Source organism: Streptomyces iranensis, from assembly GCF_017874715.1.
GTDB classification, from domain to species: Bacteria; Actinomycetota; Actinomycetes; order Streptomycetales; family Streptomycetaceae; genus Streptomyces; species Streptomyces iranensis.
In genome coordinates this window covers 400,937-426,843 of record NZ_JAGGLR010000008.1, presented here as the reverse complement: position 1 = coordinate 426,843, position 25,907 = coordinate 400,937, and the positions used below count along the sequence as shown (strand labels likewise).

At 71.1% G+C, this 25,907-nt stretch carries 26 protein-coding genes and 1 tRNA gene; 14 read left to right on the top strand and 13 right to left on the bottom strand.

What is annotated here, in order from left to right; all coding sequences use genetic code 11:
• Both J2Z30_RS17455 and J2Z30_RS17450 read right to left on the bottom strand, forming a co-directional pair.
• Positions 1 to 1,705: SUKH-4 family immunity protein (locus J2Z30_RS17455; protein ID WP_505011427.1), on the bottom strand; the 1,705-nt coding region annotated here is incomplete at its 3' end.
• A 5-nt stretch (positions 1,706 to 1,710) separates the two neighbouring features.
• Complete coding sequence (locus tag J2Z30_RS17450) at positions 1,711 to 2,688, bottom strand: HNH endonuclease (RefSeq protein ID WP_044570903.1); 978 nt, start codon at positions 2,686 to 2,688, stop codon at positions 1,711 to 1,713.
• Positions 2,689 to 2,884: 196 nt separating this feature from the next.
• Between J2Z30_RS17450 and J2Z30_RS17445 the strand changes: the two genes are divergently transcribed.
• Both J2Z30_RS17445 and J2Z30_RS17440 read left to right on the top strand, forming a co-directional pair.
• Positions 2,885 to 3,406, top strand: a complete 522-nt coding sequence (locus J2Z30_RS17445) for a YwqJ-related putative deaminase (RefSeq protein WP_044570905.1) — start codon at positions 2,885 to 2,887, stop codon at positions 3,404 to 3,406.
• Between the two features lie 101 nt (positions 3,407 to 3,507).
• Positions 3,508 to 3,996 (top strand): SUKH-3 domain-containing protein, encoded by a 489-nt coding sequence (locus tag J2Z30_RS17440; protein WP_044581511.1) that lies wholly within the window; start codon positions 3,508 to 3,510, stop codon positions 3,994 to 3,996.
• A 224-nt stretch (positions 3,997 to 4,220) separates the two neighbouring features.
• Here the strand turns inward: J2Z30_RS17440 and J2Z30_RS17435 are convergent, their stop codons facing one another.
• Entirely contained in the window at positions 4,221 to 5,795 is a 1,575-nt protein-coding gene (locus tag J2Z30_RS17435) for a sensor histidine kinase (protein ID WP_078956700.1), read from the bottom strand.
• 179 nt (positions 5,796 to 5,974) lie between these two features.
• Between J2Z30_RS17435 and J2Z30_RS17430 the strand changes: the two genes are divergently transcribed.
• The 6 genes from J2Z30_RS17430 to J2Z30_RS17405 all read left to right on the top strand — a co-directional run bounded on the left by J2Z30_RS17430 (position 5,975) and on the right by J2Z30_RS17405 (position 10,780).
• Positions 5,975 to 6,046 (top strand) — tRNA-Gln (locus tag J2Z30_RS17430).
• 140 nt (positions 6,047 to 6,186) lie between these two features.
• Positions 6,187 to 7,644 carry a bifunctional UDP-N-acetylglucosamine diphosphorylase/glucosamine-1-phosphate N-acetyltransferase GlmU gene (gene glmU, locus J2Z30_RS17425; RefSeq protein ID WP_078956701.1) on the top strand — a complete coding sequence of 486 codons (1,458 nt, stop codon included), beginning with the start codon at positions 6,187 to 6,189 and terminating at the stop codon, positions 7,642 to 7,644.
• Positions 7,645 to 7,714: 70 nt separating this feature from the next.
• Positions 7,715 to 8,692: a ribose-phosphate diphosphokinase gene (locus J2Z30_RS17420; protein ID WP_044570908.1), complete on the top strand. Its 978-nt coding sequence runs from the start codon at positions 7,715 to 7,717 to the stop codon at positions 8,690 to 8,692.
• Positions 8,693 to 8,913: 221 nt separating this feature from the next.
• A complete protein-coding gene (locus J2Z30_RS17415) occupies positions 8,914 to 9,513 on the top strand; it encodes a 50S ribosomal protein L25/general stress protein Ctc (protein ID WP_044570910.1) in 600 nt (199 codons plus the stop codon).
• A gap of 88 nt (positions 9,514 to 9,601) precedes the next feature.
• Complete coding sequence (pth, locus tag J2Z30_RS17410; protein ID WP_044570912.1) at positions 9,602 to 10,192, top strand: aminoacyl-tRNA hydrolase; 591 nt, start codon at positions 9,602 to 9,604, stop codon at positions 10,190 to 10,192.
• A gap of 69 nt (positions 10,193 to 10,261) precedes the next feature.
• Positions 10,262 to 10,780 (top strand): hypothetical protein, encoded by a 519-nt coding sequence (locus J2Z30_RS17405; protein WP_044581513.1) that lies wholly within the window; start codon positions 10,262 to 10,264, stop codon positions 10,778 to 10,780.
• Positions 10,781 to 11,810: 1,030 nt separating this feature from the next.
• Here the strand turns inward: J2Z30_RS17405 and ppc are convergent.
• On the bottom strand, positions 11,811 to 14,531 hold the full coding sequence (ppc, locus tag J2Z30_RS17400; RefSeq protein WP_044570915.1) for a phosphoenolpyruvate carboxylase: 2,721 nt from the start codon (positions 14,529 to 14,531) through the stop codon (positions 11,811 to 11,813).
• Positions 14,532 to 14,778: 247 nt separating this feature from the next.
• Here ppc and J2Z30_RS17395 point away from each other — a divergent pair, with 247 nt between their 5' ends.
• The 3 genes from J2Z30_RS17395 to J2Z30_RS17385 all read left to right on the top strand — a co-directional run bounded on the left by J2Z30_RS17395 (position 14,779) and on the right by J2Z30_RS17385 (position 16,997).
• Entirely contained in the window at positions 14,779 to 15,759 is a 981-nt protein-coding gene (locus J2Z30_RS17395; protein ID WP_209468721.1) for an acyl-CoA desaturase, read from the top strand.
• A complete protein-coding gene (locus J2Z30_RS17390; protein ID WP_044570919.1) occupies positions 15,756 to 16,466 on the top strand; it encodes a TetR/AcrR family transcriptional regulator in 711 nt (236 codons plus the stop codon). The genes J2Z30_RS17395 and J2Z30_RS17390 overlap by 4 nt, the downstream gene beginning before the upstream one ends.
• Before the next feature lie 72 nt (positions 16,467 to 16,538).
• On the top strand, positions 16,539 to 16,997 hold the full coding sequence (locus tag J2Z30_RS17385) for a hypothetical protein (protein ID WP_044570923.1): 459 nt from the start codon (positions 16,539 to 16,541) through the stop codon (positions 16,995 to 16,997).
• Positions 16,998 to 17,001: 4 nt separating this feature from the next.
• On the opposite strand, the gene J2Z30_RS17380 is transcribed toward J2Z30_RS17385, so the two are convergent.
• The 5 genes from J2Z30_RS17380 to J2Z30_RS17360 form a co-directional block, all read right to left on the bottom strand.
• Positions 17,002 to 17,856 carry an LppU/SCO3897 family protein gene (locus J2Z30_RS17380; RefSeq protein WP_052701402.1) on the bottom strand — a complete coding sequence of 285 codons (855 nt, stop codon included), beginning with the start codon at positions 17,854 to 17,856 and terminating at the stop codon, positions 17,002 to 17,004.
• A gap of 141 nt (positions 17,857 to 17,997) precedes the next feature.
• Positions 17,998 to 18,741: an HNH endonuclease family protein gene (locus J2Z30_RS17375; protein ID WP_209468720.1), complete on the bottom strand. Its 744-nt coding sequence runs from the start codon at positions 18,739 to 18,741 to the stop codon at positions 17,998 to 18,000.
• Between the two features lie 5 nt (positions 18,742 to 18,746).
• Positions 18,747 to 20,144 (bottom strand): AAA family ATPase, encoded by a 1,398-nt coding sequence (locus J2Z30_RS17370; RefSeq protein WP_044570929.1) that lies wholly within the window; start codon positions 20,142 to 20,144, stop codon positions 18,747 to 18,749.
• A gap of 73 nt (positions 20,145 to 20,217) precedes the next feature.
• Positions 20,218 to 20,436, bottom strand: a complete 219-nt coding sequence (locus tag J2Z30_RS17365) for a DUF397 domain-containing protein (RefSeq protein WP_044570932.1) — start codon at positions 20,434 to 20,436, stop codon at positions 20,218 to 20,220.
• Positions 20,433 to 21,305: a helix-turn-helix domain-containing protein gene (locus J2Z30_RS17360; protein WP_052701403.1), complete on the bottom strand. Its 873-nt coding sequence runs from the start codon at positions 21,303 to 21,305 to the stop codon at positions 20,433 to 20,435. Before J2Z30_RS17360 ends, J2Z30_RS17365 begins: the two co-directional genes overlap by 4 nt.
• Before the next feature lie 184 nt (positions 21,306 to 21,489).
• Here J2Z30_RS17360 and J2Z30_RS17355 point away from each other — a divergent pair, with 184 nt between their 5' ends.
• Both J2Z30_RS17355 and J2Z30_RS17350 read left to right on the top strand, forming a co-directional pair.
• Positions 21,490 to 22,005, top strand: a complete 516-nt coding sequence (locus tag J2Z30_RS17355; protein ID WP_052701404.1) for a hypothetical protein — start codon at positions 21,490 to 21,492, stop codon at positions 22,003 to 22,005.
• A 123-nt stretch (positions 22,006 to 22,128) separates the two neighbouring features.
• The gene (locus tag J2Z30_RS17350) at positions 22,129 to 22,563 is read left to right on the top strand and encodes an ATP-binding protein (protein ID WP_044570936.1); all 435 of its coding nucleotides are present in this window, start codon (positions 22,129 to 22,131) and stop codon (positions 22,561 to 22,563) included.
• On the opposite strand, the gene J2Z30_RS17345 is transcribed toward J2Z30_RS17350, so the two are convergent.
• The 3 genes from J2Z30_RS17345 to J2Z30_RS17335 all read right to left on the bottom strand — a co-directional run bounded on the left by J2Z30_RS17345 (position 22,488) and on the right by J2Z30_RS17335 (position 24,440).
• Complete coding sequence (locus J2Z30_RS17345) at positions 22,488 to 23,132, bottom strand: Uma2 family endonuclease (protein ID WP_044570939.1); 645 nt, start codon at positions 23,130 to 23,132, stop codon at positions 22,488 to 22,490. The two genes, J2Z30_RS17350 and J2Z30_RS17345, sit on opposite strands and share 76 nt — an antisense overlap.
• 124 nt (positions 23,133 to 23,256) lie before the next feature.
• Positions 23,257 to 23,619: a VOC family protein gene (locus J2Z30_RS17340; RefSeq protein ID WP_044570942.1), complete on the bottom strand. Its 363-nt coding sequence runs from the start codon at positions 23,617 to 23,619 to the stop codon at positions 23,257 to 23,259.
• Positions 23,616 to 24,440 carry a trans-aconitate 2-methyltransferase gene (locus J2Z30_RS17335; RefSeq protein ID WP_044570944.1) on the bottom strand — a complete coding sequence of 275 codons (825 nt, stop codon included), beginning with the start codon at positions 24,438 to 24,440 and terminating at the stop codon, positions 23,616 to 23,618. Before J2Z30_RS17335 ends, J2Z30_RS17340 begins: the two co-directional genes overlap by 4 nt.
• Positions 24,441 to 24,574: 134 nt before the next feature.
• Here J2Z30_RS17335 and J2Z30_RS17330 point away from each other — a divergent pair, with 134 nt between their 5' ends.
• On the top strand, positions 24,575 to 25,072 hold the full coding sequence (locus tag J2Z30_RS17330) for a MarR family winged helix-turn-helix transcriptional regulator (RefSeq protein WP_044570946.1): 498 nt from the start codon (positions 24,575 to 24,577) through the stop codon (positions 25,070 to 25,072).
• On the opposite strand, the gene J2Z30_RS17325 is transcribed toward J2Z30_RS17330, so the two are convergent.
• Positions 25,031 to 25,897 (bottom strand): LuxR C-terminal-related transcriptional regulator, encoded by an 867-nt coding sequence (locus tag J2Z30_RS17325; protein WP_044570949.1) that lies wholly within the window; start codon positions 25,895 to 25,897, stop codon positions 25,031 to 25,033. The two genes, J2Z30_RS17330 and J2Z30_RS17325, sit on opposite strands and share 42 nt — an antisense overlap.
• Positions 25,898 to 25,907 lie beyond the last annotated feature (10 nt).

Genomic DNA, 25,907 nt, shown 5'->3' with positions numbered 1-25,907 from the left:
GCATCGTCGCGGCAGCGTGCACACCGCCACCGGGCGCACCCGGAGCACCAGGCGGAGGCGGCGTCTGACCACCACCCTGCCCACCAGGAGCACCAGGAGCACCGGGAGCACCAGGGGTACCGGGCGCACCCGGCGCACCGGGAGGCTGCGGGGCGCCGCCGAGGCTGTCGGAGTCGAGCTGCGAGACCAGCTGCGTCGGTACGTACCCCCCGGCCGGAGCGCCGGGGGCACCGGGCCCGGACGGCGCGGGCGGCGGAGGCGTGGGGTCCGCACCCGGCCGGGCACCGGGCGCACCCGGCATCCCCGGGGCACCGGGCGGCGGAGGCGTCGGACCGCCGCCCGCCTTACGGGTGGCGGCGTCCGCGATGTCGCTCGCGTTGGGATTGGCACCCGGACCGGCGCCGGGGCCGCCCTGCTGCCCCGGGAAGTCGAGAGACGGGGCGATGGCCGTGGAAGGCAGCGCGCTGCCCCCAGACATCAACTCGGTCTTGGCGTCCGGCCGTATGCCCGGCGCCGGGGTGTCCTCGTCGTCGGACCCCGCGAGCGGCGGGGCGAAGACCGTGGCGGGCGGGGCGACCGAGCGGTCGTCGTCATCGTCGCCCTTGATGTCCGTACCGGCCCATGGCGTACCGCCGCCGGGCGTCGCCGCGTTGTCGGCCTGGCCCCCCGAGGAGGGCGTACCGGCGCCCGGCGCGGGCGGGGCCCACGGGCCGACCCCACCGGGCGGGGGCGGAGGCGGCGCGTTCCGCCAGCCCTCACCGCCGGACGGGGCACCGGGCGCGGAAGGAGCGCCCGGCGCGGGCGGGCCGCCCGGTGGCGGGTCGCCCGCGAGCGGACGCGCGACACCGTCGGACGGCCAGTCGTCCACGGCCCGGTCCCGGGGCGCGCCCGGAACGGGCCCACCGTGTGCAGGAGCACCCGGCACGGGCCCGGACGGGGCGGGCGCACCCGGCACGGGCGCGGGCGGAGCGGGCGCACCGGGCACGGGCGGGGCGCCCGGCGCGCTGTGCGGCGCGTCCGGACCGGCGCTCCGCGCGCCGCCGCCCGACGGCCAGTCGTTCATGCCCGGGGCACTGTGTCCCGGCGCCCCGGGCCCGGCGGCCCCGGACCCCGGCCCACCGGCCGACGGCCAGTTGTCCTCCGGCGGCAAGGGAGGCGAAGCGGCACCAGCAAGCGGAGCAGGGGGAGCAGGCGGAGCAGGGGGCGCGGCGGCACTCGAAACCGAAGCGGAACCGGCAGACGCGGCGGCGGCGTCCGACCCGCCCCCGCCCGGCTCCGCCCCCGCCCGCGGCTCGGGGAGTTCCAGCCGCCCCTCGGACCGGCTGTTCATCGCGTCCGCCGCCTCCTGGAGCCACTCCGGCGGAGTGAGCAGGAAGGACGTCGCGTTCAGGTCGATGCGCTCCTGCCGACCGGTGGTGGACTCGTCGCGGGAGCCGTCGGTCGTGTCGTACCGCTCCTCGTAACGGCGGATCACCTCGCCCACCGGCAGCCCCGGCCACAGCGTGGTCTCACCGCTGTCGCGGGCGATCACCATCCGCGTGCCCTCGGCTCCGTTGCCCGAGACCGGTCCGTCCGGGCGATCCTCGGCCCAGACCACGAAGCCCAGGTCGAACTCCCGGACCCGCGCCTCGCGCTGCTGATAGGCCGGCACATCGCCGTTGATCCAGAGTTCCGCGCGCTCCTGCGCCTGTGCGAAGGTCACCATCGCGCTCACCCCTCCACCGGGACGGCGTACGCGAATCCACCGTCCACCATCAGGTTCGCCACGGTCTCCAGCTCCGGCGGATTGCCCGCCAGCCGGAGCAGGAAGGCGTCGAAGTCGTCGCCGCACGGCAGCAACAGCCGCTCCACCCGCTCCTGGACCGTCCAGCCGTCACGGTCCCGCGCGTCGTCATACGCACAGAACCACACCGAGCCGATCGCGTCACCCTTCACCTTGACCGCGATCACCCCGCCCTGGACGAAGCCCACGCCCAGATAGTCCTTGGTGAAGTGGTCCCGCAGACACTTGTTGACATAGACGAGGTCATTGACCGCCGCCTCGTCGCGCACCGTGAAGAAGGGCTGGTCGATCAGCAGCCCCAACTCCGGGTCGAGCGCCGTGCCGACCGGTGCGCAGCCGCCCGCCGCCTTGAGGAAGGCGCGGTACGAATCGGGCAGCCGGTAGCCGAGGTCCTCCTCGACACCGAGCACCTGCTCCTCGGTGACGGAGATGCCCCGCAGCGGCAGGCCCACATGCATCGGCCGGGTCTCCTGCAGCGGACGGGTGCCCCGCTTCTCCTGGTCGACCTGTGCCGTGGCGAGCCCTCCGTGGTGCCGCAGCAGCGCCTTGACCTCGACCGGAATCAGCTCCATGCGCCGGGTGCCGACGACGTGGTGCCAGGTCCAGCCGTGCGGGGTGGCCACCGCCGACGCCTCGTTCCACAGCTCGTGACCAGTGGCGTGCAGCGCCGCGTTCGCCGAGACGTAGTCCGTCAGCCGGAGCTCGTCGACGCCGAACCCCTCCGGGGGTTCGGCGATTTCGGCGGCCGCGCGCGCATACGGCGAGAAGTCCGGAAAGCCGTTTTCGTCCACGCGGACACCCTTGGGGTGGCGCGCGGCCCGGACCGGATCCGGGAAGTGCACGACCTGCCCGGCGTAGGCCGTGTTCGGTGGCGCGGCATGCTGCCCGAGCCGACCTGTCGTCATGGCGGTTGCCCCCTGCTGATGCTGGCTACTGGGCACAGCCTATGCGGTGACGCAACCGTCCGAACCGGGCGGCCATCCCCCTTCATGGCGGCCTCCGCCCCCACCAGGTCGTTCAGGCCCGGACTACCGCAGCGCCCGCGGGATTTGGCAATCTGATCATTGCAACCGGGGGTTTGCACAGGGAGGGATCCACCACATGCACATCACGCAGAGCAACGGAGGCGGCGACGGCGCCACCCCCGCGGCCGGCGACCCCCGGCTGAGATGGAGCAGCGTCGACCCCGACGCCGGCCCACCGCCGCTCCACCGCCGCCGCGACGGCATCCTGCCCGCCGTCGCGGCCGCGCTGTCCGTCCGCGGCGACACGCTGACCTGCACCGGAGGCAAGGCCGACCAGCCGCCGACGCTCCATCCGCTGGTGCGGGAATTCCTCGACGCGCTCGCCAGCGGCCAGCGTGAACGATTCACCGGCCGCTGCCCCGAAGTGATCCTGCTCTCCCGCCATCTGTCGAACGTCGAGGCCGGCCGGTCCAAGCGCGCCTCCCGCAAACCGCTCACCCAGGGTGAGGCCCGCCGCTCCCTCAAACAGGCCAAACTCACCACTCGCCGGATCCGGGAGGCGGGCGACCCGCAGCACGGCAGCTACGCCCCGCCCTGTCTGTCCTGCGCCGCACTGCTGGCCCATTTCGGCGTACGGGTGGTGGGTGAGAGCACGTGAGCCAGGCACATCAGGCACCACAAGCACCACAAGCACCTCAGACGGCCCAGGCCCCGCCGGGAACGCGGACACCGCGGCCGACACGCCCGGCGCGGCGGCCGATCGACCGCTTGGACGTCACCCGCTTCTCCGTCGCCGTCGACGCCGCGCTGCGCGAGGCGGGCTGGCAGCCCGGCCACTGGGACATGAGGCGCGCCGAGGTCTGGGCCGACACCCTGCGCGCCCACACCTCCCCCGCGGGCCACCGGCACGCCGTCTTCCCGGCGGCGGTCGAGGCATGGGCGGAGTTCGGCGGGCTGCACATCCAACCGCCCGGCGCGGGCCGCGAGATCGCCCCGACCCCGTTCCGTATCGATCCCCTGCTCGGCCTCCACCTCGCCCGCACCCTCGGCGACCTGGGCCGGGCCCTGGAGACCGAGGTGAGCCCGCTGGGCGAGGAGGCCGACGGGCAGGCGGTGTTGACCATCGACGCGGAAGGACGGGTCTACAGCCTCGACCACACCGGGGACTGGTACCTCGGCCCCACCCTGGACGCCGCCCTCAGCACCCTCGTCACGGGCGCGCTCCCGGCCAGGCTGACCCGCGCGTAACGCGCGCCGTACCGTGTGCAAATCCGACCGGGCGTCGGCGCCAGGCCCTGTCCGGCGGATCGTCGCGGGCCCGCGACGCCTGACACAGCGCCCCGGCTATCGGCGGGATGCGCCCCGCAGGGGCGCGGGGCCGTGTCGATGTGCGGCTCCGCCGCGTGGGCGCGACCAGCCACGACGGCGCCGCAGACGATCGACGGCAGCTCAGGGGCACGTCCGCAGAACGCTTAGGCGCTCTTCGCGCGCCCCTCGACCACGGTGCGGTCCGCGGGCTGATCCGCGCGACCCGCGCCAGCCGGGCGATCCGTACCGTCGGGGCCGTCAGGCCCATCCGGGATGACCGCCGACACCCGGAAGCCCCCCGCCTCCGTGGCCCCCGACACAAAGCCCCCGCCGAGCGTCGAGACCCGCTCCCGCATCCCGACCAGGCCGTTCCCGCCGCTCGGCAGCCCCGCGTCCGCCGCGCCGCGCTCCGACGGCCCGTTCTCGACCAGGACCGCGATCTCGGCGGTACGGTGCGCCACCCGGACCCGGGCGCTCGCGCCCGGGGCGTGCTTGTGGACGTTGGTCAGCGCCTCCTGGACCACCCGATAGGCCGTCTGCTCCACCGGAGCCGTGTACCGCCGCTCCTCGCCCTCGACCGAGAGCTCCACGGCCATCCCCGCCGCCCGGGACTGCCCGACCAGCGCCTCCAGCTCCGCCAGCCGCGGCCCCCCGGCCACCTCCACGCCCTTCCCGGCCGCTCCGGCGGCCTCGGCGGCCTCCGCGGCGGCCGAGGCCGCGGCCGCCACCCCCGCCAGCGGCCTCTCCTCGGCGGAGGACCCGGCGGCATCGGCGGCGTCAGCGGAGGAAGACCCAGCGGAGGAAGAAGACCCAGCGGAGGAAGAGGAAGAGGACCCGGCGGAGGAAGAGGACCTGGCGGAGGAAGAGGCGGACCCGGCGGCGAACGCCGCCCCCGCCGGGGCCCGCAGACCGTCCTCCGACCGCAGCACCCCCAGCATCTGCCGCAGCTCCGTCAGCGCCTGCCGCCCCATGTCGCCCACCAGCGCCGCGTTCTTCGACGCCTTCTCCGGATCCTTGAGCGCCACCGCCTGCAGCGCCGCCGCGTGCACCACCATCAGGCTCACCCGGTGCGCCACCACGTCGTGCATCTCCCGCGCGATCCGGGTCCGCTCCTCGTTACGGGCCCACTCGGCCCGTTCCTCCGCCCGCTCCGCGAGCAGCGAGAGCTCCCGTTCCAGACCGTCCGCCCGCTCCCGCAGGCTCTCCACCAGCCGCCGCCGGGCCCGGACGTACAGCCCCAGCAGCACGGGCGGGGCGGTCAGCCCCAGGGTGAGCACCATGGCGAACATCGGGGCCTCCCACACAGAGGTCCCCAGACCGCTCTGGGGGTCGTCCCGGCGGAGGCCGATCACCGTGACGAGGAAGCTGCCCACCGCCGCCATTCCGGCCAGCACCGCCGTGATCCGGCGCGGCACCTCGGACGAGGCGAGGGTGTAGAGCCCCACGACGCCGAGCAGCAGGCCCATTTCGGCGGGGGTGACCGCGATCGATATCAGCACCACGGCGATCGCCCAGCGCCGCCGCAGCACCAGCGTGGCGCCGACGAGCACCCCGATCAGCACCCCGGCGGCCACCGGAATCCGGGCATCGTGGGCGAAACCGACACCCTCCGCCGCGCACTCGATCGACGACGCCACGGCGAGCAGGACATCGAGCCCCATACTCCGCCGTCGCGCCCACCACCACGGCCCCGCGGGCGCGCCCCGCGCGCCCGCCGCCTCTTCCCCCGTCGAACCCATAGCGACCAGCCTACGACCGGGCGCCAGCGCTTTTCCCGGTGACACGGCGGCGCGCCCACCCCGCCGTCCGCGCCCCCGACGGGCTGGCACATACCGTCGCACGGAAGGCTCCTGGTACGGCATAGTGGAGGGCGCCGAAGCGGCGATCTGATCGAATTCCGGTCAGATGGCCTGCGCCATCCCCCGTGGTGTAATTGGCAGCACAGTGGCTTTTGGTGCCATTTGTCCGGGTTCGAGTCCTGGCGGGGGAGCTTCATATTCCGCCTCAGCCGCCGCCTCGCGTTCCGCCTTCCCGGGGCCTGACGTCCCGGCTCGGGACCCTCCTTCCTTTCCGCCCGGAAACCTCTCGGTATCCTGCGGGTGTCCACCCCCGAAGCCGAAGGGCACACCCGTGAGCGCCAACCGCCCGGCAGCCGTCGTCGTCCTCGCAGCGGGTGAGGGCACCCGCATGAAATCGGCGACCCCGAAGGTTCTGCACGCCCTCTGCGGCCGCTCCCTCGTCGGGCATGTCGTCGCCGCCTCCCGTGAGCTCTCCCCCGAACATCTCGTGGTCGTGGTCGGCCACGCCCGGGAGCAGGTCTCCGCGCATCTGGCCGAGACCGACGCCGAGGTGCGCACCGCCGTCCAGCACGAGCAGAACGGCACCGGGCACGCCGTCCGGATGGGCCTGGAAGAGCTGTCCGACAGCGGGGTCGCCCTCGACGGCACCGTGATCGTCGTCTGCGGTGACACCCCGCTGCTGACCGGCGAGACGCTCCGGCGGCTCGCCGCGGCCCACGACGCCGACGGCAACGCCGTGACCGTGCTGTCCGCCGAGGTCCCCGACGCCACCGGCTACGGCCGGATCGTGCGGGAGGACGCGACCGGCGCCGTCACCGCGATCGTGGAGCACAAGGACGCGACCGACACACAGCGCGCGATCCGCGAGATCAACTCCGGGGTCTTCGCCTTCGACGCACAGCTGCTCACCGACGCCCTCGGCAAGGTGCGCACCGACAACAGCCAGGGCGAGGAGTACCTCACCGATGTGCTCGGCATCCTGCGCGAGGCCGGGCACCGGGTGGGCGCGTGCGTGGCGGGCGACCACCGCGAGATCGTCGGGATCAACAACCGCGTCCAGCTGGCCGAGGCCCGCAGGCTGCTGAACGAGCGGCTGCTGGAGCGGGCGATGCTGAGCGGCGTGACCGTCGTCGACCCCGCCACCACCTGGATCGACGTGACCGTCACCTTCGAGCCGGACGCGCTGGTCCACCCCGGCACCCAGCTGCTGGGGGCCACCCACCTGGCCACGGACGCCGAGGTCGGGCCGAACTCCCGGCTCACCGACACCACCGTCGGCCAGGGCGCGACCGTCTCGTTCACCGTCGCGCAGGGCGCGGAGATCGGCGCGGGGGCGAGCGTGGGGCCGTACGCGTATCTGCGCCCCGGGACCCGGCTGGGGACCAAGGCCAAGGCCGGCACGTACGTGGAGATGAAGAACGCCACGATCGGCGAGGGCACCAAGGTGCCGCATCTGTCCTACGTGGGCGACGCGACGATCGGCGAGCAGACCAATATCGGCGCCGCCAGTGTCTTCGTGAACTACGACGGTGTGAACAAGCACCACACCACCATCGGCAGCCACTGCCGGACCGGGGCCGACAACATGCTTGTGGCTCCCGTCACGATCGGGGACGGCGCGTACACCGCCGCCGGATCGGTCATCACCAAGGATGTGCCCCCGGGCTCGCTCGCCGTCGCACGCGGACAGCAGCGGAACATCGAGGGCTGGGTCGCCCGCAAGCGCCCCGGAAGCGCCGCGGCGCGAGCCGCCGAGGCCGCTCGTCGGGAGGACGAGGGCAGGCAGTGACATCTGCACAGGTACGCGTGCGGGGCGTACGGTGAGAAGTGCACCAAAGTGACATCCAAGGAGACTTGTTGTGACCGGGATCAAGACGACCGGCGAGAAGAAGCTGATGCTCTTCTCCGGCCGCGCCCACCCCGAGCTGGCCGAGGAGGTCGCCCATGAGCTGGGCGTCAGCTTGGTCCCGACCAAGGCATTCGACTTCGCCAACGGCGAGATCTACGTCCGCTTCCAGGAGTCGGCACGCGGTGCCGACTGCTTTTTGATCCAGAGCCACACGACTCCGATCAATAAGTGGATCATGGAGCAGCTCATCATGGTCGATGCGCTGAAGCGGGCCTCCGCGCGCTCGATCACGGTGATCGTTCCGTTCTACGGCTACGCCCGTCAGGACAAGAAGCACCGCGGCCGTGAACCGATCTCGGCCCGGCTGATCGCCGACATGCTGAAGACGGCGGGTGCCGACCGGATCCTCACGGTCGATCTGCACACCGACCAGATCCAGGGCTTCTTCGACGGCCCGGTGGACCACCTCTTCGCGCTGCCGGTGCTCGCGGACTACGTGGGCGCCAAGGTCGACAAGTCCCAGCTCACCGTGGTGTCGCCGGACGCCGGCCGGGTGCGGGTCGCGGACCGCTGGTGCGACCGGCTGGGCGCGCCGCTGGCGATCGTGCACAAGCGGCGGGACCCGGACGTGGCCAACCAGGTCACGGTGCACGAGGTGGTCGGCGATGTGCAGGGCCGGGTCTGTGTGCTGGTCGACGACATGATCGACACCGGTGGCACCATCTGCGCGGCGGCGGACGCACTGTTCGCGAACGGCGCGGAGGACGTGATCGTGACCGCCACCCACGGTGTGCTGTCGGGCCCGGCCGCGGACCGGCTGAAGAACTCCAAGGTCAGTGAGTTCGTCTTCACCAACACCCTGCCGACTCCCAACGAGGTCGAGCTGGACAAGGTGACCGTGCTGTCGATGGCGCCGACGATCGCCCGCGCGGTCCAGGAGGTCTTCGAGGACGGCTCGGTGACCAGCCTGTTCGAGGAGCAAGCGTGAGCGGCTTAACCTCCCCGGACCGGACATAGAGGCCACTCCCGTCAGGGGGTGGCCTCAGCCGTTGGCGGAGGCGCCCTCAGCCATTGGTAGAATCGTGGGGTTGCTCGGCGAGGGAGGCCGCTTCTTACAGTGGCTGTCCGTTATCGACGCGCTCTTCGTAGCAGGTCTGTCGTGGGCCGGGTAACGCCCACACACCGTAAACGATCTACGAGGAGTGCCCCATGGCCGAGGTCAAGATCTCCGCTAAGCCCCGCACCGAGTTCGGCAAGGGTGCCGCCCGCCGTACCCGTGCCGCCGAGCGCGTTCCCGGCGTGGTCTACGGCCACGGCGTCGAGCCGCTGCACGTCACGCTGCCGGCGCACGCCCTGCTGATGGCGCTGAAGACCCCGAACGTGCTGATCCGTCTGGACGTCGAGGGCGGCAAGAACGAGCTGGTCATCCCGAAGGCCGTGCAGCGTCACCCCATCAAGATCGGCGTGCTGGAGCACATCGACCTGCTGCTGGTGAAGAAGGGTGAGAAGGTCACCGTCGAGGTGCCGATCCTCACCGAGGGCGACCTGGCCCCGGGCGGCAACCTGCTCGAGCACCTGCTGAACGCCCTGCCGGTCGAGACCGAGGCCACCCACATCCCGGAGTCGGTCACCGTCTCCATCGCGGGCCTGGACGCGGGTGCCACCATCCACGCCAAGGACATCACCCTCCCGGCCGGCACCACGCTGGCCGTCGAGGAGGACGCGGCCGTGCTGCAGGTGGTCGCCGCCCAGGCCGAGGCCCCGGCCGAGGAGGGCGCCGAGGGCGAGACCGAGGGCGCCGAGGCGTAATCTGCGCCTGCTCCCTTTTCGCTTCTCCGGCCGCCGTCCCGCCCTCTGTGGTGCGGGGCGGCGGCCGTCCTCAAGGAGAGACAACCAGATGACGGACGACACGAGCCCCTGGCTTGTGGTGGGCCTCGGCAACCCCGGTGGCGAGTACGCGGGCAACCGCCACAACGTCGGCTTCATGGTGGCCGATCTGCTGGCCGAGCGGATGGGCGCCCGCTTCAAGGCGCACAAGTCGCGGGCTCAGGTCGTCGAGGGCCGGATGGGCCCGCCCGGACCGGCCGGCCGCCGCGTCGTGATCGCCAAGCCGATGTCCTTCATGAACCTCTCGGGCGGACCGGTGACCGCGCTGCGCGACTTCTACAAGGTGCCGGTCGGTCATATCGTCGCCGTACACGACGAATTGGACATCGATTACGGGGCGCTGCGGTTGAAGATCGGCGGTGGTGACAATGGCCACAATGGACTGAAGTCGATCACCAAATCGCTGGGTGCGGACTACTGCCGGGTGCGCTTCGGAATCGGCCGCCCGCCGGGCCGGATGGATGTCGCGGCGTATGTCCTCAAGGACTTTTCCGCTGCGGAGCGCAGGGAGTTGGACTACTTCGTGGACCGCGCGGCGGACGCGGTGGAGACGCTCATCGCGGACGGACTGGAGCGCGCGCAGGGGACGTACAACTCCTGAAAGACGCCGTTCGCCCGTTTGTTCGGCGGAAGGTTGACCGGCGGCCCGGGGATGGCGAGGATCGCCGCCATGGCTTCCACCGGTGTGACCAAGCGCAGCCGTACACGGCGGGCGGGCGAGAGCGCGTACGGATTTCTGTTGCTGGCGAAGAACGTGGCAATGACGCTCGTCGCGCTGCTGATCCTGGTCGCCGGGGTGTGGTCCTCCTGGGGCGACGCCAAGCCGTCGATGCTGACGAAGGGGCTTGAGCGCGGCACCGTCACGGTCTCCGACTGCGGCGACGAATGGTGCACCGGCTCCTTCACCCCGGCCCGCGAGGGCGGCAAGTCCCGTGGCCGGGTACGGATCGACGAGGCCGTCACGAACGGGACGGGCGACCGGGTGCCCGTGACCCTCAAACCCGGCACGGACCACGCCGTCCGCACCGGCGCCGCCGGTGTCTTCCACGCCTGGGTCCCCTTCGGCGGCTCCCTCCTCCTCACCTCCCTGATCGTCGCGGGCGGCCTCGGCCTACGCCGCACGGGCTGGGCCATGGGCCTGCTGGGCGCGGCGCTACTGGGCGCGTCCTTCGCCACGCTTACGCTGTAGCGCTCACCGGGTCCCCCTCCTGCGTCTGTTCTCCCCCTCCGTCCCGGGACCACCCCACCGTCGTGGTACGACCACCCCCCTTGGCTTGGGCAGTTCGACACCGCCGAACACCACGGCGGGGCTCCTCGCCATCGCGGCGGGGAGGAGAAGCCGTACCCGGCAGAGAAGCCCCATCCCGAGCGGGGAACACGTGCCGGGCAGCGCCGCAGCGCACACAGGAAGCTCGGCACCGCCGGACACCACCACAGGGGCCCTCGCCATCGCGGCGGAGAAGAGAAGCCGTACCCGGCAGGGAAACCTCGCCCCCCGAGCGGGGAACACCTACCGGGCAGCGCCGCAGCGCACACAGGCAGTTCGACACCGCCGGACACCACCACGGGGGCCCTCACCATCGCGGCGGGAAGAGGGGCCGTACCCGGCAGGGAAACCTCGCCCCCCGAGCGGGGAACACCTCCCGGGCAGCGCCGCAGCGCACACAGGAAGCTCGGCACCGCCGGACACCACCACGGGGGCCCTCACCATCGCGGCGGGGAGGAGAAGCCCTACCCGGCAGAGAAACCCCATCCCGAGCAGGGAAAACACACCGCACACCGGCAAAGCACACACAGGCAGTTCGACACCGCCGGACACCACCACGGGGGTCCTCGCCATCGCGGCGGGGAGGAGAAGCCGTACCCGGCAGGGAAGCCTCGCCCCCCGAGCGGGGAACACCTACCGGGCAGCGCCGCAGCGCACACAGGAAGCTCGGCACCGCCGGACACCGCCACGGGGGCCCTCGCCGTCGCGGCGGCGAGGAGAAGCCGTACCCGGCAGGGAAACCTCGCCCCCCGAGCGGGGAACACGTGCCGGGCGGCGGTGCGGCATGGCATGGCGTACCCACCAGGGGATCGGGCTCGGCAGCGGCGGAGCCGGCTGCCCGGCGGGGGGCCGGGGGCGGAGCCCCCGGGAATCTCACTACCTCACCAACACCACCGGGCGGGGCCCACTCCGTCAGGAGTGGGCCCCGCCCGGTGTCGGGTGCACGCCGTGGTCAGCCCGTGTTGCGGAGCCCCGCGGCCACGCCGTTGACCGTGAGGAGGAGGGCGCGGGCGAGCAGGGGGTCGGGGTCCTCGCCCCGCTCGGCCGCGGTGCGCTGGCGGTGGAGCAGGGTCACCTGCAGATACGAGATCGGGTCGAGGTAGGCGTCCCGGACGTGGAACGTCTGCTTCAGCACCGGGTTGGAGTCGAGGAGTTCCCGTCCACCGGTGATCCGCAGCACCTCCCGCACCGTCAGTTCGTGCTCCTCCTGGATCACGTCGAAGACATGCTTCAGCTCATCCGGGACGAGCGTGTCGACGTAGTGCCGGGCGATCCGCAGATCCGTCTTGGCCAGCGTCATCTCGACGTTGGACAGGAAGTTGCGGAAGAAGTGCCAGTGCTGGTGCATTTCGTCGAGGACAGTGTCGAGTCCGGCCTCGCGGGCGGCCTTGAGGCCGGAGCCGACGCCGAACCAGCCGGGGACGATCTGCCGGGACTGGGTCCAGCCGAACACCCACGGGATGGCCCGCAGGCCGTCGAGCCCGGCGCCGGAGTCGGGGCGGCGGGAGGGCCGGGAGCCGAGGTGGAGTTCGGCGAGCTGGTCCACCGGCGTGGAGGCGAAGAAGTACGCGGGCAGGTCGGGGTCGTCGACGAGCGTGCGGTAGGCGCCGTGCGCGGCTTCGGAGACGGTTTCCATGGCCGCGTCCCAGCGGGCGAGCGCCTCGTCGGACTGGCGCGGGGCGGTGTGCAGGGCGGATGCCTGCAGCGTGGCGGCCACCGTCAGTTCCAGGTTCTCGCGGGCCAGCGAGGGCACGAGGTACTTGTCGGAGATGACCTCGCCCTGCTCGGTGACCTTGATCTCGCCCTCGAGGGTGCCCCACGGCTGCGCGAGGATCGCGTCGTGGGTGGGGCCGCCGCCGCGGCCGACGGTGCCGCCACGGCCGTGGAAGAGCCGCAGCCGTACACCGTGCCGGTGGGCGACGTCGCGCAGCAGCCGCTGGGCGCGGTGGATCTCCCACTGGGAGGTGGTGATGCCGCCGAACTTGGAGGAGTCGGAGTACCCGAGCATGACCTCCTGGACGTCGCCGCGGAGGGCGACGAGCCGCCGGTAGGAGGGGTCGGCGAGCATCTCGTCGAGGAGCTTGTCGGCGATCTTCAGCTCTTCGGTGGTCTCCAGCAGCGGAACGATGCCGATCTTGGACCAGCCCGCGTGGAGGTCGATCAGCCCGGCCTCGCGGGCGAGGACGGCGGCGGCGAAGACGTCGTCGGAGCCCTGGCACATGGAGATGATGTACGACTCGACGATCTCGGGGCCGAAGCGCTCGAAGGACTCGCGGATGGTGTGGAAGACGCCGAGGGTCTTGGCACCGGCGGCGTCCAGCGGCGCCGGGGTGGGGGCGAGGGGACGCCGGGAGCGCAGCTCCTTGGCGAGCAGCTTGCGGCGGTAGTCGCGCGGCATGTCGGCGTAGCGCCAGGACTCCTCGCCGAGCCGGTCGAAGAGCTGGCCGAGGGCGTGGTGATGGGCGTCGGCGTGCTCGCGGACGTCCATGGTGGCGAGCTGGAGACCGAAGGCGGCGAGGGTGCGGATGGACCGTTCGAGCCTGCCGTCGGCGATGAGCTGGCCGCGGTGGGCGCGCAGGGAGTCCTGGACGAGGTGGAGGTCGGCGAGGAGCTCACCGGAGCCGAGGTAGTCACGGCCGGGCTGGTGGGGGGTGTCCCCGGCGAGCCGCTCGCGGGTGTTGACGAGCTTCTGCCGCATACAGGTGGCCTTGAGCCGGTAGGGCTCCTCGGCGTTGAGCCGCTTGTAGCGCGGGCTGATCTCGGGCAGCAGTTCGAGGTCGCGCTGGAGGGAGGCGAGGAGCTCCTCGGAGGCGCCGCTGTTGCGGATGGAGCTGGAGAGCGCGGCGCGCAGCTCGTCGATGATCTCCAGCGCGTCGGTGATGCCGTGCTCGTGCTGGAGGATCAGCACGTCGCGGGTGACCTCGGGGGTGACGTTGGGGTTCCCGTCGCGGTCGCCGCCGATCCAGGTGCCGAAGGTGAGGGGGCGGGTGGTGGCGGGCAGCTCGACGCCCACGCGCATCAGCTCCGCGGTGAGGTCCTCGAGGACGTCGCCGACGGCTCCGGCGTGCAGCTCGTCGAGGTAGTAGATGGCGTTGCGGGCCTCGTCGGCGGGCTCGGGGCGGGCGACGCGCAGCTCGTCGGTCTGCCAGAGCAGGTCGATGCTCTCGGCGAGCCGCAGGTCGGCGCGGCGGGCGTCACCGCCGACGGCGAGGGTGTCGAGCAGCTCGGCGATGCGTCGCAGCTTGGTGAGGACCGTGCGGCGGGCGGCCTCGGTGGGGTGGGCGGTGAAGACGGGGCGCACACCGAGGTTGGCGACGGTCGCCCGGAGGTGCTCGGGGTCGGCGTCCTTGAGCTGGTCGGCGGTGCGGGCGAGGATGCCGCCCTCGGCGGCGCGGCGAGCGCGCAGCTCGCGGCCGCGGTGCACCTGCTCGGTGACGTTGGCCAGGTGGAAGTAGGTGGAGAAGGCGCGGACCAGCTTGGCGGCGGTCTCGAGGTCGGTGGAGCCGAGCAGGTCGGCCGCGGCCTCGCCGTCACTGCGGGTGAGGGCGCGGACGCGCTCGACGAGTTCGAGAAGGTCGGGACCCTCCTGTCGGACTAGGGTCTCGCCGAGCAGGTCGCCCAAACGGCGGATGTCGGCACGCAGGGCGGCGTTGGTGTGGTCGGCACTGCTCACAGGTGCGGGCTCCTTGCAGTGAACGGGGTTCGAAGCGCGGCATCGATGCGTGCGCGGCGGGCGCCGCGGGCTGCTGACCCGGTGCTTTCGGCCTTGTGCGGACCGCGCTGTCCGACGCTCACCAGGATAGGCGGCACGCCCCTGGGTGAGACCAGAGCCCTATTGCCCCGCTTCCCGGCCCTGCCATACTTACGACGCCGTAGGTTACGCATCCGTAGCCATGCCCCCGAGCCCCACGAGGGATCCCATGACTGCAAGCCCCGACGTGGTCAACGACACGCCGAAGGCCCAGGAGGCCCCGCTTCCCTCCGCCACGCTCGGCGGGGACAGCAAGCGCTCCATCGAACAGCTCACCCTTCTCCTGTTCATCACCGTCCCCTTCGTCGCGCTGCTCGCGGCGATTCCCCTGGCCTGGGGCTGGGGAGTCAGCTGGCTGGATCTGGCGCTGCTGGTGTCGATGTACTACATCGGCTGCCACGGCATCACGATCGGCTTCCACCGCTACTTCACCCATGGCTCGTTCAAGGCGAAGCGGCCGCTGCGGATCGCGCTGGCCATCGCGGGGTCGCTGGCCGTGGAGGGCCCGCTGGTCCGCTGGGTGGCCGATCACCGCAAGCACCACAAGTTCTCCGACGCGGAGGGCGATCCGCACTCCCCGTGGCGGTACGGCGAGACCATTCCGGCCCTGCTCAAGGGGTTGTGGTGGGCCCATATCGCCTGGATGTTCGATGAGGAGCAGACGCCGCAGTACAAATACGCACCGGATCTGATCAAGGACGGTGCCGTCCGGGCGGTCTCCCGGCAGTTCGTGGTGTGGACGGTGGTCTCCCTGATGGTGCCGCCGGTGATCGGCGGACTGGTGACCTGGTCCTGGCAGGGCGCGGTGACCGCCTTCTTCTGGGGGTCACTCGTCCGGGTGGCTTTGCTGCACCATGTGACCTGGTCGATCAACTCGATCTGCCACGCGGTGGGCAAGCGCCCGTTCAAGTCGCGGGACCGCTCCGGCAATGTGTGGTGGCTCGCGGTGCTCTCATGCGGCGAGTCCTGGCACAACCTGCACCACGCGGACCCGACCTGCGCCCGGCACGGGGTGATGCGAGGGCAGCTGGATTCCAGCGCCCGGATCATCCGCTGGTTCGAGAAGGCGGGCTGGGCGTATGACGTCCGGTGGCCGAGCCAGGACCGTATCGATGCCCGCCGTCAGAAGGAGACCGCCGGAGCGGCATGATAGAGGACGTGGCGACCGACAGTAATACCAGCGGTGAAAAGGACCGGCCGCGCCGGGCCGGCCGGTCCTCCGGATCCGGAGCCCGGCGGCCCCGCCGGGTCCGGATGACCGGCAAGGAGCGCCGGGAGCAGCTGCTGGACATCGGTCGTACGCTCTTCGCCGAGCGCGGCTTCGAGGGCACCTCGGTGGAGGAGATCGCGGCGAAGGCCGGGGTCTCCAAGCCAGTGGTGTACGAGCACTTCGGCGGCAAGGAGGGGCTGTACGCGGTCGTGGTGGACCGCGAGATGCGACGGATGCTCGACATGGTCACCACATCCCTCACCGCGGGCCATCCGCGCGAGCTGTGCGAGCAGGCCACCTTCGCCCTCCTGGACTACATCGAGGAGTACACGGACGGCTTCCGCATCCTCGTCCGCGACTCCCCCGTCGCCCAGTCGACGGGCACCTTCGCCTCCCTGATCAGCGATATCGCCACCCAGGTGGAGGACATCCTGGGCCTGGAATTCAAGGCCCGCGGCTTCGACCCCAAACTGGCCCCCCTCTACGCCCAGGCCCTGGTGGGCATGGTCGCCCTGACCGGCCAGTGGTGGCTGGACGTCCGCAAACCCAAGAAGGCCGAGGTCGCGGCCCACCTGGTGAACCTGGCCTGGCACGGCCTGGACGGCCTGGAGCAGAAGCCCCGCCTGATAGGCCACCGCAAGTCCTGACCTCCCGGGGCTGGTCCGCGCGTCCCCCCTGTCGGGATGATGGTGGCCCACGGGGGAGGGGGAGACAAGGACATGACCACGGGGGAGCGGTCCGAGGCGCGCCGGAATGCGGTGGCGGTGGGGCCGGGCATCTGTCATGCGCTTGGTCTGATGATGCTGGCCATCACGGAGTGGGTGCGCGCCGATCTGAAGGACGCGACGTCAGCGGCGTCGCACGCCTATCTGAAGGACATGATCGAGTTTGCGGGCTCGCTGGCCGACACGGACTGGTACAAGCCCGTCGTGGACCTGTACGACAACGTCTCCTTCGGTGAGCCGCGGGCCGCCCTGTGGGCCGCTGTGTTCATGGCGCTCGTCGTGCGGCTCAACCGCTACGGGCCGGAGGAGGCCCAGCGGGTGCTGTCCTGGGTGGCCGCCGCGTACTGCCTGCTGGCCACGCTGGCCCTCCTGCCCTATCTGGCCGCCCCGGGGGTCGGCGTCATTCTGCTGCTGGCGCTGAGCGGGGGCCTGGTGAACGTGGCAACCCGCTGAGCGGTCAGCCCTGGTACACCATGGTGCACAGCAGTGTCCGGCCGTCGTTCACCAGCCATGACCAGTAGTACGTACGGTCGCCCTGGACCCGGGCGCAGTTCGCCGCGGAGGCGCTCGCCGGGGCCTTGTAGACGCCGGTGATGTGCAGAATCCGGTTGTACCGGACCGGGACCCGCTTCGCGTCGCAGTCCACCACGGTCATCAGCCCGGCGTTCATCCGCGCCTGCCGCCCGCTGCCCGTCTGCTTGGCCAGCAGGCAGTACCCCACCTTGAACTGGCGGGTCAGGCACAGGGCCGTGGTCCGCCCCCGCGAGGTGTACGACATGTAGTTCTGCCCCGGCCCCTGCCGACAGGCCCCGCCGCCGCTCCGCACCGCGCTCACCCACATGTAGGCGTTTCCGGCGTCGCAGTCGACCGGGGCGGGCATCCGGGTGTTGTAGTCGCCGCTCCCGGTGTCGTACACGGCGAGGCAGTCCCCGGAACTCACCGCCCGGTACGCCTCCTCGGTGGGATCCGGCGCCACGGTGGGTGTGGCGGGCGCCTTGGTCCCGCCCGATCCCCCGCCTCCCCCGCTGCCTCCGGAGCCGTACCCGGGCAGCGAGGCGCTGGGGACCCCCGTGGGAACTCCGCTGGGCAGCCCACTGGGGAGCCCGCCGGGACTCGTCGGCGGCCGTGAAGCCCCGCCCGACGGGAGGGCGCTGCCCGCGAAGGAGGTCTTGTCGTCCCCCTCGACCACCTGCGGCAGCGCGAGCACGGCGAACGCGAGGGCGGCGGCCACCAGTATCCAGATGCCGCGCTGCCGCTGTTCCTCGCTGCCCCCGCCCGTGCCCGGATCCGCCCCGCCCGACGCGCTGCTCATGGCTCTCCCCCGAGAAACGTGGCCACCGTTTTGTTGTTCAGCGCGTCAACGGTCTCATGACCTATCGGTTCAGGGGAGTGCTGTGGAGAGCTCTGCGGCAATGCGTGCCTGGCATGTGACCTCGACCGGCCGTGTCGGGTGTCAGACGAGCAGGGCCGCGCGCAGCTCCGGAACCCGGAGCAGATCGAGCGTCTCGTCCCCGAGGTCGAAGGCGAAAGCGACCCTGGCTTTCGGCAGGACGGCCTGTCGAAGCATGAACTGGGCCACGTCGGCGAAAGGCTGCTCGCGGATGGTGCGCACGGCTACTGCCATGTTGCGCTCGTTCCCCTTCTCCCGGCCCCGCTGCCAGGTGCTCACGCACATGCACACCACATCCCGTGCACCGCGTCGAGCGTCGGGCAGCTCGTCCCTGTTCAGCCCGCACACATCCAGGGTCGCCCGCCCCTTGTCCGTCAGCCCTGTGTACTCCCCGTTCTCAAGGCCCAGGTACAGGTGCTCGTAAGGATCTTCCCGCGTGGGATCGATGAGCAACGGCTCACCCGAGTTGTCCAGCGGGAAACGATCTCCTTTGTGATGGCTGTTGCAGGTCGTGCAGGCGAGGAGGTGGTTCAGCCAATCGAAAGTCCGTAACGGGTTGACCGCCAACGGCTCGAAGTGATCGACGTCCGTACTGAGGTCGTCGCAGCAGTACATGCAGCAGCGGTTGCCGTGCGCCATCTGCCCCAATAATCGGCGCAGCGGCGTGACGAGCTTGCGGCGCTGCGTGGTGTGGTTCCACAGACCGCGCGCGAGGTCGTACCGTTCTCCCGGCTCGGCCTTCGTCACTCTTTCCGTCAGTTCCGCCGCGTGAGCCACCAGTTGTCGCGGCAGCTCGATGCGCTGCACCCGGATCATTCGTCAAAGGCCCCGAGGCGCTTCAAGCGGGCCTCCACCTCCGAGACCCTGGTCCGCGGCGAACTCTTCAATCGCTGCCGCAGAGCCTCGTGGCGGTCCTCTTCCTCGTCCGTGGCCTGCCCCGTGACCACGCGTGCCTCCAGCGCCACCAGTTCCTTCCGCAGTTCCTGGGCCTCGCCCGAGTACGGGGTGTCCAGCCCGAACAGGTCCGAGAGCGCGGCGTCATCGCCTGTTCCGTACACGATGCGCTTCCACAACGCCTCGGAGACCACCTCCGGGGGCCGCGCCTCGTCCGGACCGGGCAAGCGGATCAGACCGCGCTCGTCGGCGGCCTGGCAGATGTACGGGCTGTGGGTGGTGACGATGAACTGGATCGCCGGGAAGTGTGCCTTGAGCCACTCCCCGATGCGCTTTTGCCAGGAGACGTGGAGGTGCGCGTCGACCTCGTCAATCAGTACCACGCCCGAGTGCGGCAGATACGGTTCGGGCCCCTGAGACTCAATACGCCGCCATCTGAGATCCAGATGTCCATAGGCGGTATACATCCGCCAGACGATGTCGAGGACCAGAGCGACAACGGTGCGGAATCCGTCACTCATCTGGTGCAACGGGAACATCGCGCCCCGGCCGTCGTTCCGGCACAGCCACGGTCCGTCGGAATCGACTTCGACGACGCGGTAGTCATCGGGCAGCAGATCGTGGTTGAGCAGCGCGATGACGGTGTCCAGGAGGTCCTGGGCTCCCGACCGCTCCTCCAGCCGGTAGAGATGTGCCGAGACCAGCCAGTCGACGGCCTCGGTCAGCGCGGCCTGCTCGTGGAAGAGCGTCCGCATCGCCGCGGCGCGGCTGGCTGCGCCGCGATGGGCGGCACGGGTCTGGCGTTCGTGGTACACCCCGGCTCCGGACAGCCTGCGGAACGGTCCGTACCCGGCGTGAAACCAGCCGACGGGTGACGACGACCACAGTGCGCCCGCCTCCCGACCCCCGCTGAACCTCACCTCAGTGGGCATGACATCGCCCGATTCCGGAAAGAGCGCGTCCTCGGGCTTCCACTGGAGCCGCACCTCGAATTCAGCCGTCCGGGGCCCCTTCCCGATCGCCTTGGCGCTCCCTGGGTCCTCTCCTGAGTCGGACCGCAGCGCCGCGGTGAGCCAGGCATGCTCCCGGCCGTCCGACAACCAGCCTTCCAGATCGTCGTCCAGCTGGGAGGCTCGCCGGTTTCCCGCGAGGCACAGCGCGATGGCCCGCAATAACGTGGTCTTGCCCGAGCCGTTGCGCCCGGCCAGCACCGTCCAGCCCGCGTAGCCGCCATCGGGCCGGGTGAAGTCGAGGTCCACGGTGCGCGGCCCATGGAATCCACGGACACCGTCCAGCCGCAGCCTCGTCACGTACACCGGCTCACCCCTTCTCCCTGTTACAGGATGTATACACGCTGTTGCGCCGCCACTGTGCGGATTGTGGACAGCCTCAGTCGCGCCGGAGTCCCGCCTTCACCTCGCTGACGAACGAGGCGAAGGCGTCGGCGGGGAAGGTCAGGACGGGACCGTCAGCTTTCTTGGAGTCGCGGACGGCGATGTGGGTGCGGAGGTCCGCGACCTCGACGCACTCATTGCCCTCCGGGCCGCTGTAACTGCTTCTGCGCCAGACCGCGGCTGCCACGCCAACGGTGGATATGCGATCGCTCATGAAGAGAACTCCTGTCGCACGGCCCCCAGCAGCCGCAGTGATGCTGTCGAGTCGGCTGCCTGTGAACGAAGGTAATCGAACGACAATTTATAGGAAGAGACCGCGTCCACGTCGTCGAGGTACAAGCCTCTGCGACGCATCTCGATGTACACGACGGCCATGGAGTTGAGCGGGTTTCGTGCATCGTCCCGGCCGAGGATGACGAAGTGCCCGGACCCCGCGGCATGGGCTCCAGCCGTGAAAGGGAGCAGCTGGATATCGACGTTCGGGCGCTGCGCCATCTCGTAGAGGTGGTCCATCTGCTCGGCCATCACAGCCTCATCACCCACGATGCGCCGGAGTACGGCTTCGTCCAGGATTACCCACAGGTGCAGGGGCACTTGCCGGTCAAGGATGCTCTGGCGCTGCATCCGGGCGTCGACCATGCGCTCGACCTGCTCGTTGGGGGTGCGCAGTTCAGTCGCCCGGTGGATCGCGGTCGCATAGCCACGGGTCTGCAGTAGTCCGGGTACGACGTTGTTCGCGTACACATGCTCGTACTCCGCCTCATGCTCGAACGAGACCAGGGGATCGATCCACTCCGGTACCGCGCTGTTGCCGACCCACCAGCCCTCGGACTGCGACTTGACGACGCGCACCAGCGCCTCCCGTTCCTCTGCGGATGCCTCGCAGGCGTCGGCCAGTGCCTTGACCGTTGCCCAGCGAATACGCGCGCGGTCCTGCCACGCCTCGTACCGGCTCACTGTCGCCTTGCTCACGCCCGCGCGCTCGGCGACTTGCGTCTGCGTCAGGCCGCAACGCTCACGCAGCGCGATCAGCCCCCGCGCGATCTGCATGCGTCCGGCCGGTCCCGTCATCGTGGCGGTCATCCCACGCTCCCTCCCGTCGAGTCCGCCGAGCGTATGCGGCAATGGACATCGAGTTGACGGCTCCAGCGAGTCCGTCAACCACACTGGTGAACTCTAGTGACGTAAAGGCCAGTTATTGGAATTCAATGGCAAGCTCCTCATGAAGGTCGAGATGCACCAGCCAATCGCCTCAAGGGAGCTGCCCATGACACCGCACACCCCCACCGCACTGGCCGTCGCCGCCGGAGCCCGGTTATCCGACGTCGAACGGGCCTGGCGAACCGGGCGGGCCGCGGAAGTGCCCATCGGCGTGGCGTGGGACGTCACGCGAGTGACCCGCACGATCGGGGCAGTCGCCCTGCATCGACTGCGTGCGAGTGGCACGGCCCTCGGGCTCGTACTGGACGTGCCACCGCGGGCGACTGTCGAATTCCTCGCGCCACCAGGCTGCTCCGCGAGCTGGCCGCCGCTGACCGGCACGCGCTGCGTCGCCTCCGGCGTCATGCGCTGGCCGTCACCTCTGACGGATCTGCGCGCCGGCCGCCGGGCCGCCTGCGGGCGGCGCTGGATCGTGGCACCGGATACGGCGGGCCCGCTCACCACCGACGGCGACGAGCTGTGCGAGGCCGTCGCCGCCGCGTTGGCCCATCTCGCCGGAGTGTGGCTCTCCGATGTCCGTACCAAGGGGGCCGGTCGTGGACCAATGCGCCGCGTCTCTTGAGGCGGTCGGTGTCGCGCTCGGCAGCGCCACACGCCCGCAGACGCTCATCCTGTGGACGCTGCCCGGCGACGATCTCGCCTCCGCCTCCACGGCCCGTCGACACGTGGCCGGGACGGCGCGTTCATGGGGGTTGCCCAGGGAACCACCGAGGCCCTGGAAACCGTCATCGGCGAACTCGCCGCCAACGCGCTGGAACACACCGCCAGCCGCTCGGTCGCGGTCACGCTCGCGCTGGCCGGGCGCTCGGCCGTCTTCACCGTGACCGATGAGGGCGCGGGCGACATCCCGGTCATCGCTCCGCCCGAGGGGGACGACGAGCACGGGCGCGGCCTGTTCATGGTCGCGGCACTGGCGCACCGCTGGGGCGGGCGACGCTCCCGTGAGGGACTGACCGTATGGGCCGAGGTGGTCACGGGAATAAGACTTCCGAGGGAAGGGGCTGTACCGGCACCCGACTCACCCCGGACCGGAACGGCTGAGCATCACGGCTTGACGATGGCCTCTCCGATGACGAAACCCTTCGCGGGGCCGTCGGGGATGACGGCGTCGGTGCCGTAGGGCACGCGGTGCTCGTCGGCGTAGACGGCCTTGTCGGGGTCGGGTGCCGTGAGGATGACGACCGTGCCGTCACCGTCGAAGTCGTCGATCAGGACGTAGAGCGGGATGCCCGCACGGGCATACGCGCGGCGCTTGCGCTCCCGGTCGCGCGATTGGGCTTCCCGTCCGGGCGAGACCACCTCGAAGACGGCCTGAACGCCGCTCGCGTCCACTCCGAGGTCTTCCTCGTCGGGGATCTCGTCGAGGTCCTCGGGGGCGATGAAGAGGTCGGGGATCCACACCTTGCGGCGGTGGATGAGATTGCCGTCCTGGTAGGCGGCGTGGTCGCCATCCGCGAGATGGACCTCCAGGGCCCGGCGGAGACGATTGATGATCACGGTGTGACGGCGACGGCCTGTGGGCGACACCTCGATGAACTCCTCGATGATCTCGGCCCGGTAGCCCTCGGGGAGTTCCATGGCCTTCCACGCCTGCCACAGCACCTCGTCCAGGGACACGGCCTCATGCCCGGCGGTCGAAGGCACGTCTTCCTCCAGTGCGGGGTACGGCTCATGCGCGAGAGCGGTCATCGTGAAGCACCTCCTCCATCAGTCTGGGCGCCGACGCCACTGCGGCACAAGCGACACAGTGACGCTATGCGTCCATGAAGCCTCATTACGGCAAACCCCGAGCCGATCATCTGATCGGGTGATATCACCCGATCGGCTCCAGGAATTCCAGCCGGTTGCCGACGGGGTCCTCGGAGTAGAAGCGGCGGTGCCCCGGCAGTTTCCCGTCCCAGACGACCTCGGCACCGTGCCCGGCGAGGCGGGCGGCGAAGGCTTCTATGCCGACGACCCTGAGACCCGGGTGAGCCTTGCGGGAGGGGCGGAAGTCCGGGTCGATGCCCAGGTGCAGCTGGACCGGGCCGCAGGCGAACCACAGGCCGCCGTTGGCCGCGAGGGCGGCCGGTTTGGGGATTTCGGTCATGCCGAGCACCTCGCCGTAGTAGGTGCGCAGGGCGGACTCGGTGTGGGGTGGGGCGGCGAGCTGTACGTGGTCGAGGGCCGTGATCATCGGGGGGCCTTGTGGGCGACGACGAAGATGCGGCGGAAGGGGAAGGCCGTGCCGTGGGGGGCGGAGGGGTAGGCGTCGCGGAGGAGGGCGGCGTAGGTGGCCAGGAAGCGGTCGCGGGCGGGCGGGTCGTCGGCCAGGGCGGTCAGGACCGGGCGCAGGGCGGTGCCCTTGACCCAGTCGAGGACGGGGTCGGGGCCGGTCAGGATCTGCACATAGGTGGTCTCCCAGGCGTCGACCTCGCAGCCGAGCGCGGCCAGGCGCTCCAGGTACTCGGTCGGCTCCAGGACGGTGGCCGGGTCACGGAGGCGGGTGGCGAGGCGGTCGCGCCATTCGGGTGCGTTGCACAGGTCGCGCAGCAGGGTGTGGCTTGGGGCCGTGAAGTTGCCGGGGACCTGGAAGGCGAAGGTGCCGCCGGGGCGCAGTCCGGCCAGCCAGGTGGGGAAGGCGTCGGGGTGGCCGGGGATCCACTGGAGGGCGGCGTTGGAGACGATCAGGTCGTAGGGCTCGTCCGGCGCCCAGTTCCGCACATCGGCCTGCCGGAGGTCGAGGCGGCCGCCGCCGGTGGTGGGGCCCGCGAGGGGCTGGGCCTCGGCGAGCATCTCGGCGGAGTTGTCCAGGCCGGTGACCCGCGCGTCGGGCCAGCGGTCGAAGAGCAGGGCGGTGACGTTGCCGGGGCCGCAGCCGAGGTCGGCGATGCGGGGCGGGCGGCCGGGGTCGGTGGGCAGCTCGGGGACGCGGGCCAGCAGGTCCAGGAAGGGGCGGACGCGGTGGCCGGCATGGCGCAGATACTGCCGAGGGTCCCAGTTGGGCGCGGTGGTCATGATCGGTCCCCCTGCGGGTACGGTCGGTACGAGGCGCCGTGGTCGCTCCTGCGCGTCCCGGCGCCTTACCGTGCTCCACGTTATCTCTTGATGTCAAGAGACTTCATGTCGACAGACCCACTACACTGATCGCCATGGAGGACGAGGTCGATCGGCTGGTCGCGGCGTGGCGGCGGGAACGCCCCGACCTCGATGTGGAACCGCTCGAAGTGCTCAGCCGGGTCAGCCGGCTCGCCCGCCATCTCGACCGGGCACGGCGGATCGCCTTCGCCGAGCACAATCTGGAGCCCTGGGAGTTCGACGTCCTGACCTCGCTGCGCCGGGCCGGGCCCCCGTACCAGCTCTCCCCCGGGCAGCTGCTGACCCAGACTCTGGTCACCTCGGGCACCATGACCAACCGCATCGACCGGCTCGCCAAGAAGGGGCTGGTCGAGCGGGGACCCGACCCCAGCGACCGGCGCGGTGTGCTGGTCCGGCTGACCGCCGAAGGGCGTGACCGCGCCGATCAGGCACTGGCCGGGCTGCTGGACCATGAGCGCGCCATCCTGGCCGAGCTCTCGCAGGCCCAGCGCGCCGAACTGGCCGCGCTGCTACGCCAGCTGACCGCCCCGTTCGACAATTTCCCCGGCTAGGTCGACCGGGCCCACACCGGCGCGCCGGGCCAGCGCCACGGCCGCGAGCGTGGAGTGGACCCCCAGCTTGCCCAGCACATTCTGCATATGGGTGCGGACGGTGTGCGGGGAGAGGAAGAGCCGCTCGGCGACGGCCTTACGGCCGAGCCCGGCCACCATGCAGCGCAGCACCTCCCGCTCACGCGGCGTCAGTGACTCGACCAGACGCTCGCTTTCGGTGCGGTGCTTACGGGCGGCCGTCAACTCCCGCAGGACGCCGGTGAGCAGAGCGGGCGGCAGATGGGTCTCCTCCCGCAGCACCCCCCGGATGACCGCGAGCAGCCGGACCAGTGAGCAGTCCTTGGCGACCCAGCCGGACGCCCCGGCCTGGAGCGCCGCCGCCGCGCGGCGCGGATCGTCGCGCTCGGCCAGCACCACGGTGCGCACCCCCGGCTGGGCGGAGCGGACCGCGCCGACGAGCGATATGCCGTCGGCCGCCCGGCCGTTCACCGCCCGAGCGGGACCGCCATGGGCCCCACCGTGCGGCCCGCCGTGCGCGCCGCCATGGATGCCGCTGTGCGCCGTGCCGTTCACCCCGCCGTACGGCAGCTCGGCCGGCGCCGGAAGCGGTGGCCCCATACCGTCGGCGGCCATGCCCAAGTCGGCGTCGACCAGCAGGACGTCGAAGCGACGCCCCTCCGCCGCTCCACGCTCCAGACAGCGCAGCGCCGCTGGACCGCTTCCGGCCGCCGCCACGTCCACGTCCTGCTCCGCCGCGAGGGCGGCCGCTAAGGACTCGGCGAAAATACGATGGTCGTCGACCACGAGAACCCGAATACGTGCCACAAACAACCCC

What these genes read in the sequence shown, in the direction of transcription:
- J2Z30_RS17390 (WP_044570919.1), top strand. Translation starts at nt 15,756, where the DNA reads ATGATAGAGGACGTGGCGACCGACAGTAATACCAGCGGTGAAAAGGAC.
- J2Z30_RS17345 (WP_044570939.1), bottom strand. Translation starts at nt 23,132, where the DNA reads ATGACCGCTCTCGCGCATGAGCCGTACCCCGCACTGGAGGAAGACGTG.
- J2Z30_RS17445 (WP_044570905.1), top strand. Translation starts at nt 2,885, where the DNA reads ATGCACATCACGCAGAGCAACGGAGGCGGCGACGGCGCCACCCCCGCG.
- J2Z30_RS17415 (WP_044570910.1), top strand. Translation starts at nt 8,914, where the DNA reads ATGGCCGAGGTCAAGATCTCCGCTAAGCCCCGCACCGAGTTCGGCAAG.
- J2Z30_RS17395 (WP_209468721.1), top strand. Translation starts at nt 14,779, where the DNA reads ATGACTGCAAGCCCCGACGTGGTCAACGACACGCCGAAGGCCCAGGAG.
- J2Z30_RS17335 (WP_044570944.1), bottom strand. Translation starts at nt 24,440, where the DNA reads ATGACCACCGCGCCCAACTGGGACCCTCGGCAGTATCTGCGCCATGCC.
- pth (WP_044570912.1), top strand. Translation starts at nt 9,602, where the DNA reads ATGACGGACGACACGAGCCCCTGGCTTGTGGTGGGCCTCGGCAACCCC.
- J2Z30_RS17380 (WP_052701402.1), bottom strand. Translation starts at nt 17,856, where the DNA reads ATGAGCAGCGCGTCGGGCGGGGCGGATCCGGGCACGGGCGGGGGCAGC.
- J2Z30_RS17360 (WP_052701403.1), bottom strand. Translation starts at nt 21,305, where the DNA reads ATGACCGCCACGATGACGGGACCGGCCGGACGCATGCAGATCGCGCGG.
- J2Z30_RS17330 (WP_044570946.1), top strand. Translation starts at nt 24,575, where the DNA reads ATGGAGGACGAGGTCGATCGGCTGGTCGCGGCGTGGCGGCGGGAACGC.
- J2Z30_RS17365 (WP_044570932.1), bottom strand. Translation starts at nt 20,436, where the DNA reads ATGAGCGATCGCATATCCACCGTTGGCGTGGCAGCCGCGGTCTGGCGC.
- J2Z30_RS17385 (WP_044570923.1), top strand. Translation starts at nt 16,539, where the DNA reads ATGACCACGGGGGAGCGGTCCGAGGCGCGCCGGAATGCGGTGGCGGTG.
- J2Z30_RS17355 (WP_052701404.1), top strand. Translation starts at nt 21,490, where the DNA reads ATGACACCGCACACCCCCACCGCACTGGCCGTCGCCGCCGGAGCCCGG.
- J2Z30_RS17340 (WP_044570942.1), bottom strand. Translation starts at nt 23,619, where the DNA reads ATGATCACGGCCCTCGACCACGTACAGCTCGCCGCCCCACCCCACACC.
- J2Z30_RS17450 (WP_044570903.1), bottom strand. Translation starts at nt 2,688, where the DNA reads ATGACGACAGGTCGGCTCGGGCAGCATGCCGCGCCACCGAACACGGCC.
- J2Z30_RS17350 (WP_044570936.1), top strand. Translation starts at nt 22,129, where the DNA reads ATGGGGGTTGCCCAGGGAACCACCGAGGCCCTGGAAACCGTCATCGGC.
- J2Z30_RS17435 (WP_078956700.1), bottom strand. Translation starts at nt 5,795, where the DNA reads ATGGGTTCGACGGGGGAAGAGGCGGCGGGCGCGCGGGGCGCGCCCGCG.
- J2Z30_RS17405 (WP_044581513.1), top strand. Translation starts at nt 10,262, where the DNA reads ATGGCTTCCACCGGTGTGACCAAGCGCAGCCGTACACGGCGGGCGGGC.